A 20,429-nucleotide genomic window follows, 5' to 3' on the forward strand; every position below is an offset into this window, starting at 1 on the left:
GCGTCAGTACTTGAACTGGTCGACGTTGTCGGCGGTGATGAGCAGCGGGTCGCCGAGCAGGATGGTCTTCGACGCGGCGTCGTACTTCACCGCGGGCAGCTCCAGGCTCACCTTGTTGACCGGGCCCAGCGGCTTGCCGTCGGCCACCTGCTTGGCCGTCCACGCCGTCAGGTAGCCCAGCGACTCGACGTTCCACAGCACCGACTGCGAGCACGAGCCGTCGAGCAGGAACGGCTTGATCGCCTGCGGTGTGCCGACGCCGACGGTGAACACCCGGCCGATCTTCTGCAGGTCCCGCACGGCCTCGGCCACTCCGGGCGCCGACGTCGTGCACTCGCCGATCAGGCCGGTGAGGCCGGGGTGGCGGGCCATCAGCTCCTTGGCCAGGTTCGCCGCCGTCTCGCGGTCTTCGCCCGCGTACACGGTTTCGACGAGCTCGGCCTTCGGGTACCGCCGGGCCGCGTACTCCTTCTGGACCGCGATCCACGTGTTGAGGTTCGCCGCGGCCGGGCCGCAGGAGACGATCGCGTACTGGCCGGCGCCGCCGGTCTTCGCCATCAGCGCGTCGACGAGCGCGGTGCCGATGCCCTGGGCGCTGGCCTGGTTGACGAACACCTCACGCTGGGTGCCCGGCGCGTCGGTGTCCGAGGTGATCACGTGGATGCCCTTGGCCCTGGCCTCGGCGATCACCTCCGCGAGCGCGGCGGGGTCGTTGGGCGCCACGACGATGACGTCGACCTTCTGCCGGATCAGGTCACGCAGGATCGTCACCTGCGCGGCCGGGTCGACGGTCGCCGGGCCGGTGAGCCGCCACTCCACGCCGAGCTGCTTCGCCGCTTCGACGCCGCCGGTGTTCATCGCCTCGAAGTACGGGATCCCCACGACCTTGGGCACGAACGCGATCCGGGTCGGCGCCGGCGCGGATGTGCTGCCCAGCTGGTCCGAGCAGCCCCCGAGTGCCAGCACCGCTCCCAGCAGCAGTGTCACGACCAGCCGGAAGGTCTTCGTCGGCCTTCGCATCCCCACCCATTCCTCAGGCACGTTCGATCGGTCTACGCACGGTGGAGACCAAGGGCGAACGTAGGGGTCCGGGTAACTGTGGTCAACGGGATGTGCGCAAAGGGTTACGGAAGTGAGTTCTGTCTCGGCGGTCTTGACCGGAAGATCCCCTGGTCGGCGGTGTTCGCTACCACGCGTGACATCGATCCGACGCTGCGAAACGGGGTGTGACGCGCGGAACAGGCGCGTGGTACCCCCAGGGGGTATAGTCCGAGTCATGAACGAACAGCACGGGGCTTCGTGGGCGACGGCGATCCAGGCGACTCTGCACTGCCTGACCGGCTGCGCCATCGGTGAGGTGCTCGGCATGGTGCTGGGCACGGCGTTCGGCCTGCACAACGCGGCCACTGTGGTCCTGTCGATCGCGCTGGCCTTCGTCTTCGGCTACGGCCTGACCATGCGGGGCGTGCTGAAGTCGGGGCTGGCGCTCGGGGCCGCGTTCAAGGTCGCGCTGGCCGCGGACACCGTGTCGATCGCCGTCATGGAGCTGATCGACAACACCGTGGTCGTGGCGACCCGGGGGCCATGGACGCGGGGCTGGCCAGCGTCCTGTTCTGGGTGGCACTGGCGCTCTCGCTGGCGATCGCCTTCGTCGTCACGGTGCCCGTCAACAAGTGGATGATCGGGCGCGGCCTCGGCCACGCCAAGGTGCACGCGCACCACCACCATCACTGACCGCTAGACGCTCGACAGGTCGATGGCCTGGTCGACCTTGCTCCGGTCGAGGACCCGCAGGATGCCTTCCAGCAGGTAGTAGTCGGCATACGGCAGGGACACCTCGACGCCGTCCTCGGCCGGGCGGTTGCGGGTGCAGCGCGCGACGCTCGCCTCCGCCCGTGCCGACTTCGCCGTCAGGCACGTCCGGGACACCGCGGTGAGGATGCGCAGTGCGCTGTCCCGGTACCGGCGGTGGTGGGTCAGCTCGGCCAGGTCCAGCAGGCCGCACGCGGTGATCACCCCGGCGGAGGCGTCCTTGACGTCGTCCGGTGCCTGCGGGGCCAGGTAGTCCCACACCGGGACGTGGTCGGGCGTCAGCCGGTCCAGCGCGAAGTCCGCGAGCCGGCGGGCGGTGGCCAGGAACTCCGGGTCGCCGGTGCGCCGGTGGATCGTGGTGAACCCGTAGATGCCCCACGCCTGCCCGCGCGACCAGCACGACGCCGGGCTGTAGCCCTGCACCGTGTTCGGCCCGAGCGGGGCGCCGGTGACCGGGTCGAAGTCGAAGACGTGCGGCGTCGACCCGTCCGGGCGCAGGAAGTTCCGCTGGGCCGTCTTCGCGTGCGCGACCGCGATGTCCAGGTACCGCGGGTCCGCCGTCTCCCGGCTCGCGAAGGCCAGCAGGTCGAGGTTCATGATCGTGTCCATGATGACCCGGCCCGCGTTCTTCGGGTCGTCGAGCGCGCCCCAGGCGCGGATGAACCGCCCCGCCGGGTTGTAGCGCTTGATCAGCGACGACGCCGCCTGGATCGCGCCGTCACGCCACTTCGGGTCGCCGGTGAGCCGCCACGCCGTCACCCACGACGGGTAGAAGAGGAACCCGAGGTCGTGCGTGCCCGTGTCCGTCCGGCGCGGCGCGAGTTTCTCCGCGGACGCCAGCGCGAGGGTTTTGAATTGCTCTTCGCCGCTGTACAGCCACGCCAGCCACAACTGGCCGGGCCAGAATCCGCCGACCCAGTCGCCGTTCTGCGAATAGGTCCATTTCTCGAACTTCGTGCCGACCGGGAACCCGGTGACGCCGGGCGCCACCGCGCGCAGCTTGGCCACCGCGTAGTCGGCGGCCCGGCGCAGGGTCCCGAGCGTCGCCGCGCCGGAAACCTCGGCTGCGGCAGGGGAAGCGCTGGTGCTCACGGCCACCGCGGCACCGGCCGCGGTGGTCAGCAGGGTTCTCCGGGTGACGTGCACAGGGACCGCCGTTTCCGTGGGAGGCGAATGTCCCGAGTTTTGCACAGTGGTGCCGCGAATGTACACCTTGTTCACGGTTGTGAATTCAGGTCCCGATGGGCGGAACATTTGACGCGAATTACCATTCACGACCGCGGCCCGGCTCGAAAAGGGCGAAGGCCCGGCGGGGGACACCGGGCCTTCGCTTGTATCGCGGGGGTGAGGGCAGTCAACCACGCGACGATCGTGGCTCGCTCGAGCCGGGAACTCAGCAGTGCGGGGCGACCGGCAGGTCCGAGCCCGTCTGCAGGTAGGTGTCCGACACGTAGTGGCCGGGGCCGATCCGGTCCCAGATGTTGCTGGTGCCGAACTTGCCGGTGACGGTGTCACCCTCGACGTAGCACTCGATGTTCACCTTGGCGTAGTTCGCCGCGAGCCCCTTGATGGCGGCCGTGGTGCTGGCGCTCGCCCGGACGTTCATCGGGTCGCCGGCGGTGCTGACGACACCGGTCGGGCCGGAGCCGGTCCACAGGTAGGTGACGTTGACGTTGCCGTTGTCCGACATGCCGAGCCCGTCCCAGAAGACGCCGTCGGCCAGGTCGATGCCCGCCGGGTTCTGCACCTTGTAGCCGAGGCCGCTCTTGCCGCCGTTGTAGCCGTTGTAGTACGCGGCGTACGCCTCGGGCTGGCCCTGCGGCAGGTCCTTGAACTTGGTCCGCACCGACGCCGGGTTCCAGTAGTCGTCCTGCTCGTTCCACGGGCCGACGTCCCACACCGGCGCGTACTCGCACTTGCTGCCGTCGGTGCGGCAGACACGCACGGAGTAGTTGCCGGTGCCCTTGGGCGCCAGTGCCTTGCCGGACGGCAGCGCGACGAAGTGGTCGCGGCTGGTGATGACGTGGCCGTTGGCGGTGGTCCCGCCGGTCAGGCCTTCGCGGGTGCCGTAGACCTTGTAGGTCAGCTCGGTCCCGGCGGCCAGCGCGCTGGCCTGCGGGGCGCTGTCGGCGTTCAGTGTGACGCTCTTGACGGCCGGGCGCACGCCGTCGGTGGTGCTGTGCAGGCTGATGCGCACCTGCACGGAGCTGACGGCGCTCTTCAGCGTCGTGCCGGCGGGCGTCCACTCGGTCCAGTCGTTCGCGCCGGTCCGGCCGCGGACGTCGACGTCGACCGAAGTTCCCTTGGGAGCGTCGGCGTTCAGTTCCGCGCTGACGCGGTTCGCGGGCGAGCCGAGCCGGTGCTCGGCGGTGACGAGGCTGCCCTCACTGCCGGCGAAGACCCGCGCGGTTCTGTGCCAGGCGGCGTCGGCCAGCGTCAGCGCCCCGCCCGCGGCGGCGACGTTGACGTCATCTGTGTCCACAGTGGACAAATCGGCGGTCCAGCTCGCGCTGCCCGACGGCGCGGACGCAGCCTGGGCGGGGGCTCCGGCCAGCGCCGTCACCGCCCCCGCGGCCAGAACCGCCGCGGTCACGCGGCCGGCCTTCCAACTCCGGATCATCCCCGGTTCTCCCTTCGCACCTGTTCACTCGAACGTGGCGAAAGACTGACCGGACGGCGTACACGATCCGTACAAGGAGATCACCGCGGTCTTGTGCCGGAGCGCGCTGAAGGGCACCTTGGGTGCGTTGAGCGCACCGAAGGCCACATTGGGGCGCTTGGGGTCTCGCGAGCCGTGAGGGTCGAGCGGAAACGGGTCAGGCGGAAACGATGTGCGGCGGCTCGGCAGCCGAGGCGGTCGAGGCGGTGGAGGCGGCGGAAGCGGGCTGGGGCCGGTTCGACAGCTCGCGCCACAACGCCAGCGCGCGCTCCGAATAGTCCCGGGACCGCTCCGGCTGGGACAGCGCCCGGTGCAGCTCGCCCAGCAGCTGCGACACTTCGGCCTCCGAGCGCCGGTCGCCGTTGCGGCGGTGGACCGCCAGGGAGTTGACCAGCAGCAGCTGCGCGTGCGCGAAGTCGCCGCTGTGCAGGCACAGCTCGCCGAGGTTCTGGTTGGCGTAGCCCACGCAGTGGTCGTCGCCGAGGTCGGTGAAGATCGCGATTGCGCGGTCCACGTGCTCGCGGGCCGCCGCCAGGTTGCCCTGGTGCTGGAACAGCAGGCCCAGCCGCTTGAACGCGTGGGCTTCGCGGTGGCGGTCGCCGATCTCCGCCGACAGCTCCAGTGCGTCGGTGAACCAGCGCTTCGCCGCCGCGTAGCAGCCGCGGGACATCCACACCGCGCCCGCGCCGAGGCGGGCCACCGCTTCGCCGTGCGGGTCGCCGGCTTCGGCGAACAGCTTGAGTGCCTCGTGGCAGTGGTCGAGGGCGAGGTCGTCCTCGCCTTCGATGCGCAGGAACGTCGCGAGCCCGGTCAGCGCGACGCCGACCCCCTGCGCGTCGCCGACCTGCTCGAACAGCTTCTTCGACTCCTCGAACGCCACCCGCGACTCGACGTACTCGTCCTGGTAGAGCAGATACTGCCCGAGGTTGCGCTGGACGATCGCCTGTGCGCGCAGCGAGCCGGTCCGCCGCGCCGCCGCCAGCGCCAGCACGTGGGTGCTGTACCAGTCGTCCTGGGGGCCGCGCAGGTCGAAGTACGGCGTCAGCGCCGACGCCAGCTGCCAGCACAGGTCGTCGAACCCGTGCTCGGCCGCCAGCGACACCGCCGCGACCGTGGTGTGCCGCTCGGCGGCGAACCACGCCGCCGGGTCGGCGGGAAGCACGTCGGCGGGCAGCGCCGGCCGCGGCAGCTCCTCGTCGTAGTACATGCCGAAGAAGTGCAGCGGCATGCGGCGCGCGGCTTCCAGCGCGAGCGCCAGGTACCCCTCGAGGACCCGGCGAAGCCCCGCGCGCGTCTTCGCCGCGTCGCTCTGCTCGGCCAGCTCGACCGCATACACGCGCAGCAGGTCGTGCAGCCGGTAGCGCGGCTGCCCGGCCGGGTCGGAGCCGACCAGCTCGACGAGGTGGCCGTCGACCAGCACGTCGAGGACGTCGTCGGCCTCGCGGCGGCCCAGCACGGCCGCCACCGCCCAGCCGGGGAACTGGACCGGCCCGAGCAGCCCGAGCCCGCGGAACGCGGTCGCCGCCGACATCGGCAGCAGGTCGTAGGACAGCGTCACGCTCGCCCGGACGGCCAGGTCGCCGACGCGCAGCTCGTCGAGGCGCCGGTGCTCGTCGTGCAGCCGTCCGGCCAGCAGCCGCAGCGTCCAGCCCGGCCGGTGGGTCAGCTTCGCCCCGGCCACCCGGATGGCCAGCGGCAGGTGCCCGCACTGGCGCAGGATCGCCGCCGCGCTCTCCGGCTCGGCGGCCACCCGCTCGGCCCCGACGATGCCCTCCAGCAGGCGCGCGGCCTCGGCCTCGGGCAGCAGGTCGACGTCGACCGGCGTGGCACCGGGCAGTCCCGGCAGCCGGATCCGGCTGGTCACCAGCACCGCGCAGGCCCCGGCGCCGGGCAGCAGCGGCCGCACCTGGGCGGCGCTGCCGGCGTCGTCGAGCACGATGCACATCCGCCGCCCGGCCAGCCGCGACCGCAGCAGCGCCGACCGCTCGGCAGGCTCGCGCGGCAGGCCCGCGTCGGGGATGCCCAGCGTGCGCAGCAGCTCGGCGAGCACGTTCATCGGCGCCCGCGGCGACGACGACGTGCCTGCCAGGTCGACGTGCAGCTGGCCGTCGGGGAAATCCTCGCGGACCGCGTGCGCGATCCGGACCGCGAGCGACGACTTGCCGACGCCGGGCGCGCCGGAGAGCACGACCACGGCGGGCGTGCCCGCGTCCGCGCGCTCGCGGACCAGGGTGACGACTTCGCGGAGCACGGCGTCGCGGCCGGTGAAGTCCGGCAGGTCGAGCGGCAGCTGGCAGACCGGCGCGACGTCGGCCGGGCGCGGCGCGGCCACGCTTTCCGGCACCAGCGTCGCACGCAGTTCGCGCAGCCGGGCGCCCGGTTCGGCGTCGAGTTCTTCGCGCAGGACGCGCTCGGCGGCTTCGTACGCCTCGATCGCGTCGCCGGTGCGGCCGGCGGCACGCAGCGCGACGATCAGCTGCGCCCAGAGCTCTTCGCGCAGCGGGTGCTCGGTGACCAGGCCGCGCAGCTCGGCGATGGCCTCGCCGCTGCGGCCGAGGCCGATCCGCGCGCGCAGGCGCTGTTCCTGCACGGAAAGGCGGAGTTCGGCGAGCCGGGCGACGGTGGCGCCCCAGCTGTGGTCGTGCGGCAGCCCTTCGAGGACTTCGCCGCGCCACAGCGCGTCGGCCCGGTCGAGGAGCTTGAGGGCGGTCTCGGCTTCGCCGCGGTCGAGCGTCTCCTGCGCTTCGGCGGCGAGTGCGGCGAAGTCCAGGTGGTCGAGTTCGTCCGGCGCCGCGGTCAGCAGGTAGCCGGAGGCCCGGCTGCTGATCCGCTCGCCCAGGCCGGGGTGGATTTCGGCGAAGCGTCTTCGGAGGGAATGGACATACGTGCGGATGTTCGCCGCGGCCGACCGCGGCGCCGATTCCGGCCACAGCACTTCCACCAGCACGTCGGTCGACACGACGACGTTCGGCTGCAGGGCCAGTGCGGCCAGCAGCAGCCGGGGCTTCGGGCCGCCGAGGGCGATCACCTGCCCGGCGGCGGTGACCTCCAGGGGTCCGAGGACGCGGATGGTCAGCGAGGTGGTCTCAACCTGCCCGATGAGTTCCCCCATATCCGGATGCTAGGGCCGCTCCGACCTCGGGCGATAGATCCATTCGGAGTGTCCGGGCCCACACGGGTGGCTTTGTACGGGACGTGTACGGCCCGGCGTCACGCTGCCGCCATGAAGCGTTCGAATCTCCGGCGTATCGCCGGCTTAGGGGTGATCCTGACGGCGGTCGGCACGCTCGTGGTCGGCGGCGCGCTGGAGGCGTCGGCCGCGGCGACCGGGACCGTGAAGACCGCGGGTGACCCGCTCAACGTCCGCCGCGCGCCCACCACGAGTGCCACGGCCGTCCGGACCGTCGCGAACGGCGCCGCCGTGACCATCGACTGCCAGATCAACGGCGCGTCGGTGACCGGGCCCTACGGCACGGGCACGCTGTGGGACTACGTGCCCGCGCTCGGCGGGTACATTTCGGACACCTACGTCTACACCGGACAGGACACGCGGGTCGCGCCCGACTGCGGCGTCGGCTCGGGCAGTGGCCAGTGCGCCGACGCCTGCGCAGGCGAGGCGCAGTACCGCGCGTCGGACTCGCACTTCCTGGTCTACGACAAGAACGCGGACGGCTACTCGGCCGTGGTCGCCTACTGGCTCAAGGGCGGCGCCGGGCCGTTCTACGTCTGGAACTCCGGCGGCGAAGGGTCCTCTGTGGACAAAGCCGTGAGCGTCCCGCGCGGCGGCTGGGTCTTCTACAAGGTCTGCGTCGCGAACTACACGACCGGCAAGCCGGACCTGAAGTCCTGCAGTGACGGCATCACCGACTTCGCGGCCTGACCGCGTCCCCTCCGAACGAAAGGCTTCCCCCATGGGCCAGGTCAGCAGGCGCAAGGTGCTCCTCGGCGGGCTCGCCGCGGTCACCGCCACCGCGGCTTCGGCGGCACTGCCGTCGTGGGCGAACGCGCGCACCGCGGTCGCCGCCCCGACCATCCACGACCCCTTCCAGCTCGGCGTCGCCTCCGGCGATCCGCTGCCCGACAGTGTCGTGCTGTGGACGAGACTCGCGCCGGCGCCGCTGAGCCCGGACGGCTTCGGCGGCATGCCGGACGCGACGTACGCCGTCGACTGGGAAATCGCGAACGACCAGGCGTTCAGCTCGATCGTGCAGAGCGGCTCGGTGAGCGCGGACCGCGCGTCCGCGCACAGTGTCCACATCGAACCGGCCGGGCTGCAGCCCGCGCGCGAGTACTTCTACCGCTTCAAGGCGGGCGGTTACATCTCGCCGGTCGGGCGGACGCGCACCGCGCCCGCCGCCGGCGCCGCGGTCAACCAGCTCAAGTACTGCTTCAGCTCCTGCCAGCACTGGGAGGAGGGCTACTTCCACGCGTACAAGGGCATCGTGGCCGACGACCCGGACCTGGTGCTGTTCCTGGGCGACTACATCTACGAGAAGAAGTCCGGCCGCACCGCGCAGGAGCGCAATCCGCGCAGCCTTGCCTTCTCCGAGGACGTCACGACGCTCGCGCAGTACCGCGCCCGCCACGCGCAGCACAAGACCGACGCCGACCTGCAGGCCGCGCACGCGATCGCGCCCTGGATCGTCGTCTTCGACGACCACGAGGTCATGAACAACTGGAACGGCACCACCTCGCCCGCGTCGGCGGCCCGAAAGGCAGCCGGGTTCCAGGCCTTCTACGAGAACACCCCGATCCGCTCGACGGCCAAGCCGAACGGCGCGTCGATCCAGCTCTACCGTCAGTTCACCTGGGGCAACCTGGCCCGCTTCCACATGCTCGACACGCGCCAGTACCGCAGCGCGCAGGTCGCCGACCCGTCCGGCGACGCGGGCCCGGCCTGCACCGACATGCGCAGCACCTCGCGCAGCATCCTCGGCAGCACGGAAGAGGCGTGGCTGCTCAAGCAGTTCGAATCGCACCCGGCCACCTGGGACTTCCTCGGCCAGCAGGTCTTCTTCGCCACCCGGGACGGCGACGGCAACAAGGCCACCTGCGAAAGCCCCGACGCGTGGCAGGGCTACGAGGCCTCCCGCAACCGCATCCAGCAGGGCTGGGTGGACCGCAAGGTCGCCAACCCGGTCGTGCTCACCGGCGACGTCCACCGGCACTGGGCCGCCGACCTGCGGCTCGACTACTTCGACCACAGCGCCCCGGTCATCGGCTCGGAGCTGGTCACGACGTCGGTGACGAGCAACAGCGACAACGCGTCGGCACCGAGTGCGGCCTGGTACGCCAACAACCCGCACGTCAAGTACTGCAAGGGCGAGCGCGGGTACGTCCGCGTCACGACCACGCCGTCGCAGATGCGGGCGGACTTCATGACGACCTCCGACGTCAGCGTGTACGACCCCGCGTCGGTGGTGATCAAGAACGACGTCAGTTACGTGGTGCAAGCGGGCAAGGCGGGTTTGCAGAAGGCCTGAGCCCCGGACGTTACGCTGCGTCAGGTGAACGACGAACCAGGTCTGCGGGAGCGCAAGAAGCTCCGCACGCGGGCGGCGATCTCGGCGGCGGCGATCCGGCTCTTCCTGGAACGCGGGTTCGACGCCGTCGGCGTCGCCGAGGTGGCGCGGGAGGCGGAGGTGTCCAAGCGGACGCTCTTCGCCTACTTCCCGGCCAAGGAGGACCTGGTGCTGCACCGGTTCGCCGACCACGAGACCGACGCGGCGGACGTCGTCCGCGCCCGGCCCGCCGGGCAGGGGCCCCTGGCGGCCCTGCGGGAGGCGTTCCTGCGGGGGCTCCAGGCGCGGGAACCGGTGACCGGCCTGTGTGACGAGCCCGCCGTCCTCGCGGTGTTCCGGCTGGTCACCGGGACGCCGACGCTGGCGGCGCGGCTGGCGGAGTTCGTCGGCGCGGGCGAGGTGGCGCTGGCCGCGGCGCTGACCGAGGCCGGTGTCGGCCCGCTGGACGCGAGCCTCGCCGCGGCGCAGATCGTGGCCGTCCGCCGGACGCTGGCCACGGCGAACATGGCCGCGGTCGCCGAGGGCGTGCCCGCCGCGCGGCGGCTTTCGGAGGCCGTCGCGGCGGCCGAACGGGCGTTCACGCTGCTGGCGTCCGGAGTAGGGTTCGCCTGACCGTCCCGGTCGTGCCGGATTCACGGTGTGGACCATGAAAAACGCACGGGGCTCCCGGGCCTCGTGCAGGTAGACTTCGGGAGTCCTCAATGGACACCCCCGCTCGACACGGGGACCCGCGCCCCGCTGGGGGTGGCGCGGGTCCCCGTGATCTTGACAATGCATTGGGGATACTCGTAATCTGGCTGTTCCGCCGTCATGTTCGATTCCACTCCATGACAAGGCGGTTCTGGCGTGAAAAGATTCCTCCTGATCTCCTGTGCGGTGGCGGGTTTGGTCGTGGCCGGCGCTGGCGTCACCGCTGCCGCGCCCGGCGGCGTTTACGACGTCCACGACTACGGCGCCAAGGGAAACGGGTCGGCCAACGATTCCGCCGCCATCGACAAGGCGATCACGGCGGCCAACGCGGCGGGCGGCGGCACCGTCCGGTTCACCGCGGGGACGTACAAGTCGGCGAACACCGTGCACCTCAAGAGCAACGTGACGATCCAGCTCGACGCGGGCGCGACGATCACCGGATCCGGGGCCGACACCTACGACAAACCCGAGTCGAATCCCTGGGACGACTACCAGGACTACGGCCACAGCCACTTCCACAACGCGATGTTCTTCGGCGACAGGCTGACGAACATCGCCTTCACCGGCGCGGGAACGATCGACGGTGGCGGCCACCTCATCACCGGCAATCCCGATTCCGGCGAGGCCGACAAGATCCTTTCGCTCACCCGGTGTGACGGGCTCACGCTGTCCGGGATCAAGCTGCGCCGCGGCGGGCACTTCGCGGCCCTGATCAACGGCTGCAAGAACGTCGTTTCCGACCGCCTGACCATCGACACGGCGAGCGACCGCGACGGCTGGAACATCATCAGCACGACGAACGTCACGATCACCAACGCGTCGATCGCGGCGAACGACGACGCGCTGGTGTTCAAGAGCGACTACGCGCTCGGCGCGAAACTGCCGAACGGCAATGTCACGGTGACCAACGCGAAACTGTCCGCGGTGTGCTGCAACGCGCTGATGTTCGGGTCGGAGACGTGCGGCGACTTCACCGGCTACCACTTCTCGGACATCACGATCACCGGCGCCCACAAATCGGGAATCGGGATCGTTTCGATGGACGGCGCGAAGATCTCCGACGTCCACTACCGCAACATCACGATGTCCGGCACGTATTCGCCGGTGATGATGAAGATCGGCACGCGGAAGCGGTGCGGCAACAACCCGGGCGTCGGCTCGATCAGCGGGATCACGTTCGACAACGTCACCGGAACGCACACGGGCACGAACTTCAGCCCGACGATCTGGGGCGCGGACAGCGGCCACCGCGTGTCCGACGTGACGTTCACCGGCGTGAAGCTCAAGGTGCCCGGCGGCACCGGGACGATGAGCACCGGCGTGCCGAGCAACACGCCCACGGACTACAACCCGAAGAGCATCGGCACCCGCCCGTCGTACGGCTGGTACGTGCACTACGCGTCTGGCATCCGCTTCGTCGACAGCTCGGTGGAGTTCGTCACCGACGACGGCCGCCCGGCGAGCATCGTCAACAACAGCACGGACATCACGTTCGACCACTTCACGGCCGAGCGAGGCACCAAGAGCCCGTACGACCTCGGCTTCCAGTCGGTAACCGGCTACTGCGTCAAGAACTCGGGCTCCGCCCTCCGCATCAACGCAACAAACTCGACCTCCACCTGCTGACGTTCCCCGTATCTCCTGTGATGGAAGCCGGAACTCGCGTGATCAGAGCCGTAACTCGCGAGTTCCGGCTTCAATCACGCGAGTTCCGGGCTGGATCACGCGAGTTCCGGGCTCAATCACGGACGAAGGGGCCCCGGCGGTGAGCCGGGGCCCCTTCTGCGGCGCGCCTGATGGTCAGTGGGAGTACTGCTCGTTCATGATCAGGAACGCGCCCAGGCCGTGGAAGTCGTTGGTGCGGCGGGCCCGGGCGTAGTAATAGGACAGGTCGCCGACGTTGGTTCCTTCGCAGATGTCCGTGATGTTCGTCAGGCCGTCGGAGCCGAGTGACACCTTCTGCAGCACGCCCGCGTAGCCGCGGTCCGCGACCGCCTGGTACGACGACGGCAGGTAGCCGCGCTGGACGCCGCGGGCCAGCGTGAACGTGTACATCGACGACGCCGACGTCTCCAGCCAGTTCTTCGGGTCACCGCCGCGGTCGACGACCTGGTACCAGCGGCCCGTCGCCTGGTCCTGGTACCGCTGGTAGCCCGCGGCCAGGAACCGGACGACGTCGATCAGCGCCGCCCGCCGCGGGTGGCCGGCCGGCAGCACCTCGAGGATGTCGATGGTGGCCATGCCGAACCAGCCGATCGCGCGGGCCCAGTGGTACTTCGAGTGGTGCCCGGTCCCGGACGCCCACGACTCGGAGCCGTCCTCGTCGTAGGCGTGGTACAGCAGGCCCTTCGCCGGTTCGCGAAGGTGGCTGAAGTAGACGACGATGTTCTTCGCCGCTTCCTCGAAGCAGTAGCCGCCGTCGCCGAACGCGGCGCCGTAGAGCGCGAGGAACGGCTGGGCCATGTAGACGCCGTCGCCCCACAGCTGGCCGACCTTGCTCGTGGCGTGGAACATGCCGCCGTCGGACGTGCGCGGGTAGGACGGGAACCGCTTGCGCAGCTGGTCGGCCGCCGTCTTGTACTTCTTGCGGCCGGTTTCCGCATACAGCAGCGGCAGCATCTGGCAGGAGCGCATCGAGTCGAGGTTGCTGAAGCTGTTCGAGATCCCGCTGTCGGTGACGAAGCGGTCGTACCACGCGACGATGTAGTCGAGGTACTTCTTCTCGCCGGTCCGCTTGTAGAACAGGTACTGGCCGTAGAGGTACAGCCCGAGGGTGTACCCCCACCCGCCGAGCTTGTCCGGGGTGTAGCGGTGCATCGTCGAGTCGATCACCGCGCGGGACCAGTCCGGCGGCGCGGCGCCGCCGATCGGGGGCAGCCGGTCGGCCGCCCGCGCGACGGGTCCCGCCGCGGCGAGGGCGCCGAGCGCGCCGAGGGTGCCGGCCAGGACCGCGCGCCGGGTCGGGCGAAGGGGGTGCTCGGACATGCGTCGTCCCTTTCGTGCACTGGCCCCGGAACGCGGGTGGTGAGGTGGCCGGGATGCCGATCCGCCGTCCGTCGGCATCCCGGCCGGCTCTGGGGGGGCGCGGCGTGCAACCCGTGTCGCCGGAGCGATGGCCGGGGAGCGAAAGCGCTCTCCCGTGCAGAACATCTACTCGCCCCGCGGACACCGCGTCAAGGCAGATCGGATCTCTCGTGTCATATATCAGATATTTAACCCGAACGGCTGTCCCGGTCAGCGAAACGTGCCCCGGCGGGCGGACCTGCGCCTTGACCGCCGGGCGAAAGCAGGAGTACACCACCGGGTGGACCAGACCACTGGAGGGTCGCATGCCAGCCAAGTTCCTGCGCCGCGTCGGCACCGCGTGCGCGTCGATGCTGCTGCTGTCCGGGCTCGCCGCCGCACCGGCGTCGGCCGATCTGCAGAAACCGTCCCAGCAGTGGCTGCGTGACAGCCAGGCCGGCCTGTTCCTGCACTGGGGCATGCGCACCTCGCCCGGCTACACCAGTTGCAGCGCCTGGGAAAAGGCGATCACCGACGGCGGGTGGAGTCCCGCCTACTGGGTCACCGAAGCCGAGAAGCTGCACGCGTCCTACCTCGTGCTCGCGTCGTTCCACAGCAGGCTGGGCTACGCGCGTGCCTGGCCGTCGAAGATCCCGGGCAGCTGTACCACTCACCGGGACTTCCTCGGCGAGCTGGTCGCGGCCGCGAAGTCCCGCGGCCTCAAGGTCATCCTCTACATGACCAACGACGCCCAGTGGCACGACGAGGGCGGCCACGAGTGGCTCGACTCGGCAGGCTACTCGAAGTACAAGGGCAAGACCGTGAACCTCGACAGCCAGGACGGCTTCGGCCAGTTCAGCTACGACAACTTCTTCGAGGTCATGAAGAACTACCCCGACCTCGGCGGGTTCTGGATCGACAACGACAACGCCTACTGGGAGTCCCACGACCTCTACCGGCAGATCTACCAGCAGCGCCCGGACTACCTGCTGAGCAACAACAACGAAGACACGCCGATCATGGACACGATCAGCAACGAGCAGAAGACCGGCATGACCCCGTCCTACGACTACCCGCAGGCGACGTACACGCCGATGCCGAGGCTCACCGAAGCGTGCTTCAAGCTGCCTGACACGGGATCGTGGTGGTACGGCGGCTCGAACCCGCCGGTGAACCGGATGCTCAACCTCGGACGGCTGATCACGAATTCCGGGTCGTCGATCAAGTCCCTGATGGCGGAAACGGCGATGGTGAACGGGAAGTTCCCGGCGAACCAGGAGGCCTTCAACACCTTCGCCAAGTCCTATCTGGACGCGATCTGGGAGTCCCTCGGCGGCACCGAAGGCGCCGGGTACATGTACGGCGGCATGCAGCCGGGCTTCTGGAACGACGGCGCCCACGGCGTCATCACGATCAGCAAGGCCGACCCGGACCTGCAGTACGTGCACGTCCTGACCAAGCCGTCCGGCAGCACCTTGAAGATCCGCGACAACGGCTACCGTGTCCGGAAGGTGACGAACCTGCGTACCGGCGCGGCGATCGCGTTCTCCCAGGCAGGCGGTAGCTTGACGCTCACCGGTCTGTCCTCTTGGGACACTTACGACACGGTGTTCAAGGTCGAAACGGCGGGCCGCACCGGCATCGTCGACCCGAAGACCGTGACGGTCAAGGCGAGCGCGTCCACAAGCGGACACAGTGGGCAGTCGCTGAGCGACCGCAGCTACCTCACGTACTTCGACAACAACAAGACGCTGCCCGTCAACCTCGACTTCGACCTCGGGACGGCGGAGCGCGTCCAGTACCTCGGGATCAACCAGCGCGAGGACTCGGTCAGCTACGCCCGCTCGGACACCGAGCAGTCCGCGCGGATCAAGGGCTACCAGGTCTTTGTGTCGAGCGACGGCCAGAACTGGGGGAGCGCGGTGAAGTCCGGGACGCTGCCGAGCCACCGCGCGGTCCAGTTCGTCGACCTGTCCGCGGTGACGGCCAGGTACGTCCGCCTGCGGGTGACGAGCACGTACGCGGCGTCGAGTGACAGCACGCGTTACAAGCGGCTGCGGATCGACGAGGCCTGGCTCGGCTCGGCCTACGCGACTGCGGCGGGCTGAGCGAGCAGGTCGACGGTGAGGGCCGCGGTCCAGCTGAACGAGCGGGTGCCGTGGCCCTCGCCGGTGAACGGGTCGCAGTACTCCGCGAAGCCCGTCTCTTCCGCCGTGGCGAGGAGGTCGTCGCGCAGCCGGTCGGCGAGGGCGTGCTCGCCGTGGTGCAGGAGGCCCTGGCGGACCAGCCAGCCGACGTTGAACCACGACGGCCCGCGCCAGTAGCGCGCCGGGTCGAAGTCCGCTGCCGTCAGGTCGTGGCTCGGGACGCCGTGCACCTGCCCGAGGCGGAACCGCGGGCCGGTCGCCGTCGCGAGGAGGGCCGGGGCGACGCCGAGGTCCGGCAGCACCAGCGGCAGCAGGCCCGCGCACGTGTACGCGGGGGTGAGCGCGCCGGTCCGGACGTCGCGTGCGAAGAAGAAGCCGGCCGCGCTGTCCCACAGCGTCTCCTGCAACGCCTTCGCGACGCGGGCGGCGGCTTCGCGGTGCCCGGACGACGGCAGCCCGAGAGCGTCCGCGATCTCGGCCATCGCCAGTTCCGCGTCGGCCAGCAGCGCGTTGAACCCCGGGTCCTCCACGACGAACTCGCCGAAGGCGCGATAGCCGCTGTCCCGGTAGTCCGCCGCGAGCCGGACGTACCGGCCGTAGTCCTCGTCGCTCGGCCGGTCGGCGGCGTCGCCGTGTGCCAGGTCGCGGCGGACGAACCCGGTCGACGGCGTGACGCGCGCCAGCGGGCCGTCCCAGGCCGGGCTGTTGTCCATCCCCGACTCCCACGGGTGCACGATCGCCACCAGCCCGCGCCCGCCCGCGTCCCGGCGGGTCCGCAGGTAGTCGTGCCAGGCCACGAGCTTCGGGTACAGCGCGGCGAGGAACTCCTGGTCCGGCTCGGCTTCGTGCACCGCGAGCACCGCCCGCGCATGCACCGGCGGCTGGACCAGCCCCGACGTCCGCCCGGCACGCCAGAAGCCCGGCCCGGGGAAGTACGCCTCGGGCGGCGTGCCCGGGTCGAAGACGATGTGCGGGACGCGGCCGTCCGCCCACTGCGCGGCGAACAGCGTCCGCAGCTCGCGCCGTGCCCGCGCAGGCGAGAGGTGACGCAGGCCGAGCGCGATGAACGCCGAGTCCCAGCTCCACTGGTGCGGGTAGAGCGAGCGTGACGGCACGGTCGACGAGCCGAGCCAGTTCCGGTCGAGGATCGCGGCGGCCCGTGTTACATCCATATGTCCAATCTATCTCCAGCTTGTGTATTGTCAATGGACAAAAGTTCGAGGGAGGCCCGATGCCCAGTGCCGGAGAGCTGCTCCAGCTGGTCCGCACCGGGCAGGCGACCACGCGTAAGGCCCTCCAGGAACACACCGGGCTCTCGCGCACCACGCTGACCGCCCGCCTGGACCAGCTGCAGGCGGCTGGCCTGCTCGCCGAGGGCGGCCAGGACGACTCCACCGGCGGCCGTCCCGCGCGCCACCTGCGGTTCGACGACCGGCACGCCGTCGTCCTCGCCGCGAGCATCGACACGATGCACGCCGAAGCCGCGCTCACCGACCTCGCGGGACGGCGGCTGGGCCACCGCTCGGGCGCGCTGCGCGTCGCCGACGGCCCGGAACCGGTGCTCGGCCGGATCGCGCAGTGGTTCGAGGAGCTGCTGGCGGCGGAGGACCGGCCGGTCTGCGGCGTGGGCATCTCGGTGCCGGGCCCGGTCGACGGCGGCCGCGTCAAGCAGCCGCCGCTCATGCCGGGCTGGGACGGCTACCCGATCGGCGGCTTCCTGGAGCCGCGCTTCGGCGCCCCGGTGCTGGTCGACAACGACGCGAACCTGCTGGCGCTCGGCGAGCACCGCGCCCGGTACCCGGACTCGGCGGCGCTGGTCGCGGTCAAGGTGTCCACCGGCATCGGTGCCGGGCTGGTCATCGGCGGGCAGGTGTACCGCGGAATCGACGGCGGCGCGGGCGACATCGGGCACATCCGGCTGCCCGGGCACCCCGAAGCGCGCTGCCTGTGCGGCTCGCTCGGCTGTCTCGCGGCCGTCGCCGGCGGCGGCGCGCTGGCCGCGCGGCTGACGAAAATGGGGCTGCCGACGACGTCGGGTTCGGGGGTGCGCGAGCGGATCGTGGCCGGTGAGCCCGCCGCGGTGCGGCTGGCGGAGGTCGCCGGACGCCAGGTCGGGGAGGTGCTCGCGACGCTCGTCTGCGTCGTCAACCCCGGTGTGCTGGTGATTGCCGGAGACCTCGCCGAACCGCATTTCGTCGCCGGTGTCCGCGAAGTGCTCTACCGGCGGGCGCTGCCGCGGGCGACGTCGAGCCTGCGGGTGGAAATCGGCGGCCGCGGTGACGCGCTCGGCGGCGCGGTCGCGCTGGTCGTGGACACGGTGTTCGCCCCGGCCGCGGTGGACAGGGCGCTGACTGTCCCGAGTGGACTGACGAACCGACTTTAGTAGGTGGTGCAACCGCCTTTCGTTTCACCATTGCCGTCGCAGGGAACCGGACGTACCGCGCATAGTGACCCAATCCTCGCGTTTTCCGGCCGACAAATCGGATTTCCGTACCACGTCGAGCGGTCGGTGAATTCGCGCCCAGATAACGGTTTCGCAGGCACCTCCCCAGGCCCGGGGTGCCGATCTAGTCTCACCCGGTATTGCAGGCCCGTCACTGGGGGCCGCTTTTCCGAGAGGGAGATTTCCGTGCGAAGAAGCTCCACCCTGCTCCTTTCGCTCGCGGTGGTGGGTGGCCTGACCGGCGCCCTGCCGTCGACGGCGTCCGCGCAGGGGCGTCAGGACATTCCGCAGTCGCACCCGTTGTGGGCGAACGCGCAGGCGAAGGTCGCCGACACGGCGCCCGCCGCGAAGCTGAGCTTCCGGGTCTACCTGAACCAGCGGGACAACGCCGGTGCCGAGGCGCTGGCCCAGGCCGTGTCCGACCCCGACAGCCCCACCTACCGCCAGTTCCTGAACCCGGACCAGGTGCGCGACCGGTTCGCCGCGAGCGACGCCACGGTGAACGCCGTCAAGACGTGGCTGGCCGGCAACGGCTTCACCATCGGCGAGGTGCCGTCGAACCGCGCCTACGTCGAAGCAACCGGCACCGCCGAGCAGACCGAAAAGGCGTTCGCGGTCGACCTGGGCAAGTACCGGGTCAAGGGCCAGACGCTGCGTGCCGCCGACAAGAACCTGTCCGTGCCGGCGAACCTGGCGGGCGACGTCCTCGGCGTCGTCGGCGTCGACCAGGCGACCAACCTGTTCAAGCCGGACCACAGCACCGGTTCGGGCACGCCGTCCGACGTCGCGCCCGGCCCCGGCTTCCGCAACGCGCGGCCGTGCAGTGCCTACTACGGCGAGAAGATCGACACCACCGACCCCGCCTACAACGGCCAGCAGCTGCCGTACGCGCCCTGCGGCTACACCCCGGCGCAGCTGCGTTCGGCCTACGGCATCGACAAGGTCGGCGCCGACGGCAAGGGCACCACGATCGCCATCGTCGACGCGTTCGCCTCGCCGACCATCTACGCCGACGCGAGCGAGTACGCGCGCCGCAACGACCCCGCGCACCCGCTGAAGCAGAGCCAGTTCTCGCAGCACATCTTCCCGGTGAACCCCGACATGGAGCCGCCGGACCAGTGTGACGCGGCGGGCTGGTACGGCGAGGAAACCCTCGACGTCGAAGCCGCGCACGGCCTGGCGCCGGGCGCGAACATCCTGTACGTCGGCGGGTCCGACTGCCAGGACAACTCCCTCGACGTCGCGCTGAACTACGTCGTCGCCGGCCACAAGGCCGACATCGTGTCGAACTCCTACGGCGACACCGGCGAGGACATCCCGGCCGACGAGGTCAAGGTGTTCAACCAGATCTCGCTGCAGGCGGTCCTCGAGGGCATCGGCGTGTACTTCTCCTCGGGCGACAACGGCGACGAGGTCGCGCGCCTCGGCACGCCGTCGCCGGACTTCTCCGCCTCGGCGCCGTGGATCACCGCGGTCGGCGGCACGTCCATCGCGATCGGCAAGGACGGCAAGCGGATCTTCGAGACCGGCTGGGAGACCAGCAAGTCGGTGCTGGCCAACGGTGTCTACGGCCCGGCCAACTACACCAGCGGTTCCGGCGGCGGCACGAGCAGGCTGTTCGAGCAGCCCTTCTACCAGAAGGGTGTCGTGCCGGACGCGCTGTCGACGAAGAACCAGACCGGCAAGAAGAAGGGCCGCGTGGTCCCGGACATCGCCGCGATCGGCGACCCGAACACCGGCTTCCTGGTCGGCCAGACGCAGACCTTCCCGGACGGCGCCTACTACGACCAGTACCGGATCGGCGGCACGAGCCTCGCGTCGCCGGTGTTCGCCGGCATCATGGCGGTGGCCGACAGCTTCGACCACTTCCACCACGGCTTCATCAACCCGGTGATCTACAAGCTGACGTCCCGCACCTCGGCGATCACCGACGTGAAGCACGTCGACGGCGCGGTGGCCCGCGTGGACTACGCGAACCAGGTCGACGCGTCGGCAGGCCTGATCCACTCGGTCCGCACGCTGGACTACCAGGGCCTGACGATCCACACGGCCCCCGGCTACGACGACGTGACCGGCCTCGGCACGCCGAACGGCCTGCTGTTCCTGCTGCTCGTCTAGGTCAGGTCCGGCCCGGAGGTCCTGAATGACTCATT

General features: G+C 70.3%; 13 protein-coding genes and 1 pseudogene. 8 read left to right on the forward strand and 6 right to left on the reverse strand.

Annotated features, from left to right (window positions below; genetic code table 11):
* Positions 1-3 precede the first annotated feature (3 nt).
* Positions 4-1,020 (reverse strand): autoinducer 2 ABC transporter substrate-binding protein, encoded by a 1,017-nt coding sequence (locus ABJI51_RS25310; RefSeq protein WP_348953896.1) that lies wholly within the window; start codon positions 1,018-1,020, stop codon positions 4-6.
* 256 nt (positions 1,021-1,276) lie between these two features.
* Between ABJI51_RS25310 and ABJI51_RS25315 the strand changes: the two are divergent.
* A pseudogene (locus tag ABJI51_RS25315) lies at positions 1,277-1,734 on the forward strand (DUF4396 domain-containing protein).
* 3 nt (positions 1,735-1,737) lie between these two features.
* Here ABJI51_RS25315 and ABJI51_RS25320 read toward each other — a convergent pair.
* The 3 genes from ABJI51_RS25320 to ABJI51_RS25330 all read right to left on the reverse strand — a co-directional run bounded on the left by ABJI51_RS25320 (position 1,738) and on the right by ABJI51_RS25330 (position 7,583).
* The gene (locus tag ABJI51_RS25320; protein ID WP_348953897.1) at positions 1,738-2,958 is read right to left on the reverse strand and encodes a glucuronyl hydrolase; all 1,221 of its coding nucleotides are present in this window, start codon (positions 2,956-2,958) and stop codon (positions 1,738-1,740) included.
* Between the two features lie 247 nt (positions 2,959-3,205).
* Positions 3,206-4,432: a DUF8814 domain-containing protein gene (locus ABJI51_RS25325; RefSeq protein ID WP_348953898.1), complete on the reverse strand. Its 1,227-nt coding sequence runs from the start codon at positions 4,430-4,432 to the stop codon at positions 3,206-3,208.
* Between the two features lie 196 nt (positions 4,433-4,628).
* Positions 4,629-7,583 (reverse strand): AfsR/SARP family transcriptional regulator, encoded by a 2,955-nt coding sequence (locus ABJI51_RS25330; RefSeq protein ID WP_348953899.1) that lies wholly within the window; start codon positions 7,581-7,583, stop codon positions 4,629-4,631.
* Between the two features lie 111 nt (positions 7,584-7,694).
* Here ABJI51_RS25330 and ABJI51_RS25335 point away from each other — a divergent pair, with 111 nt between their 5' ends.
* The 4 genes from ABJI51_RS25335 (at position 7,695) to ABJI51_RS25350 (ending at position 12,309) form a co-directional block, all read left to right on the forward strand.
* On the forward strand, positions 7,695-8,351 hold the full coding sequence (locus ABJI51_RS25335) for a hypothetical protein (protein ID WP_348953900.1): 657 nt from the start codon (positions 7,695-7,697) through the stop codon (positions 8,349-8,351).
* Between the two features lie 31 nt (positions 8,352-8,382).
* Positions 8,383-9,954 (forward strand): alkaline phosphatase D family protein, encoded by a 1,572-nt coding sequence (locus ABJI51_RS25340; protein ID WP_348953901.1) that lies wholly within the window; start codon positions 8,383-8,385, stop codon positions 9,952-9,954.
* 24 nt (positions 9,955-9,978) lie between these two features.
* Positions 9,979-10,605, forward strand: coding sequence for a TetR/AcrR family transcriptional regulator (locus ABJI51_RS25345; protein WP_348953902.1), 627 nt, complete (start codon positions 9,979-9,981; stop codon positions 10,603-10,605).
* Between the two features lie 234 nt (positions 10,606-10,839).
* Entirely contained in the window at positions 10,840-12,309 is a 1,470-nt protein-coding gene (locus ABJI51_RS25350; RefSeq protein ID WP_348953903.1) for a glycoside hydrolase family 28 protein, read from the forward strand.
* Between the two features lie 174 nt (positions 12,310-12,483).
* On the opposite strand, the gene ABJI51_RS25355 is transcribed toward ABJI51_RS25350, so the two are convergent.
* Positions 12,484-13,668: a glycoside hydrolase family 88/105 protein gene (locus ABJI51_RS25355; protein WP_348953904.1), complete on the reverse strand. Its 1,185-nt coding sequence runs from the start codon at positions 13,666-13,668 to the stop codon at positions 12,484-12,486.
* 344 nt (positions 13,669-14,012) lie between these two features.
* Between ABJI51_RS25355 and ABJI51_RS25360 the strand changes: the two genes are divergently transcribed.
* Positions 14,013-15,794 carry an alpha-L-fucosidase gene (locus ABJI51_RS25360; RefSeq protein ID WP_348953905.1) on the forward strand — a complete coding sequence of 594 codons (1,782 nt, stop codon included), beginning with the start codon at positions 14,013-14,015 and terminating at the stop codon, positions 15,792-15,794.
* Here the strand turns inward: ABJI51_RS25360 and ABJI51_RS25365 are convergent.
* A complete protein-coding gene (locus ABJI51_RS25365) occupies positions 15,773-17,005 on the reverse strand; it encodes an amylo-alpha-1,6-glucosidase (RefSeq protein WP_348953906.1) in 1,233 nt (410 codons plus the stop codon). The genes ABJI51_RS25360 and ABJI51_RS25365 overlap by 22 nt on opposite strands.
* 59 nt (positions 17,006-17,064) lie before the next feature.
* Here ABJI51_RS25365 and ABJI51_RS25370 point away from each other — a divergent pair, with 59 nt between their 5' ends.
* Together ABJI51_RS25370 and ABJI51_RS25375 are read left to right on the forward strand one after the other, a co-directional pair.
* A complete protein-coding gene (locus ABJI51_RS25370; RefSeq protein WP_348953907.1) occupies positions 17,065-18,216 on the forward strand; it encodes an ROK family transcriptional regulator in 1,152 nt (383 codons plus the stop codon).
* 246 nt (positions 18,217-18,462) lie between these two features.
* Positions 18,463-20,394 (forward strand): S53 family peptidase, encoded by a 1,932-nt coding sequence (locus ABJI51_RS25375; RefSeq protein ID WP_348953908.1) that lies wholly within the window; start codon positions 18,463-18,465, stop codon positions 20,392-20,394.
* The last annotated feature ends 35 nt before the right edge of the window (positions 20,395-20,429 follow it).

It is taken from the genome of Amycolatopsis melonis (assembly GCF_040064235.1).
Lineage (GTDB): Bacteria > Actinomycetota > Actinomycetes > Mycobacteriales > Pseudonocardiaceae > Amycolatopsis > Amycolatopsis melonis.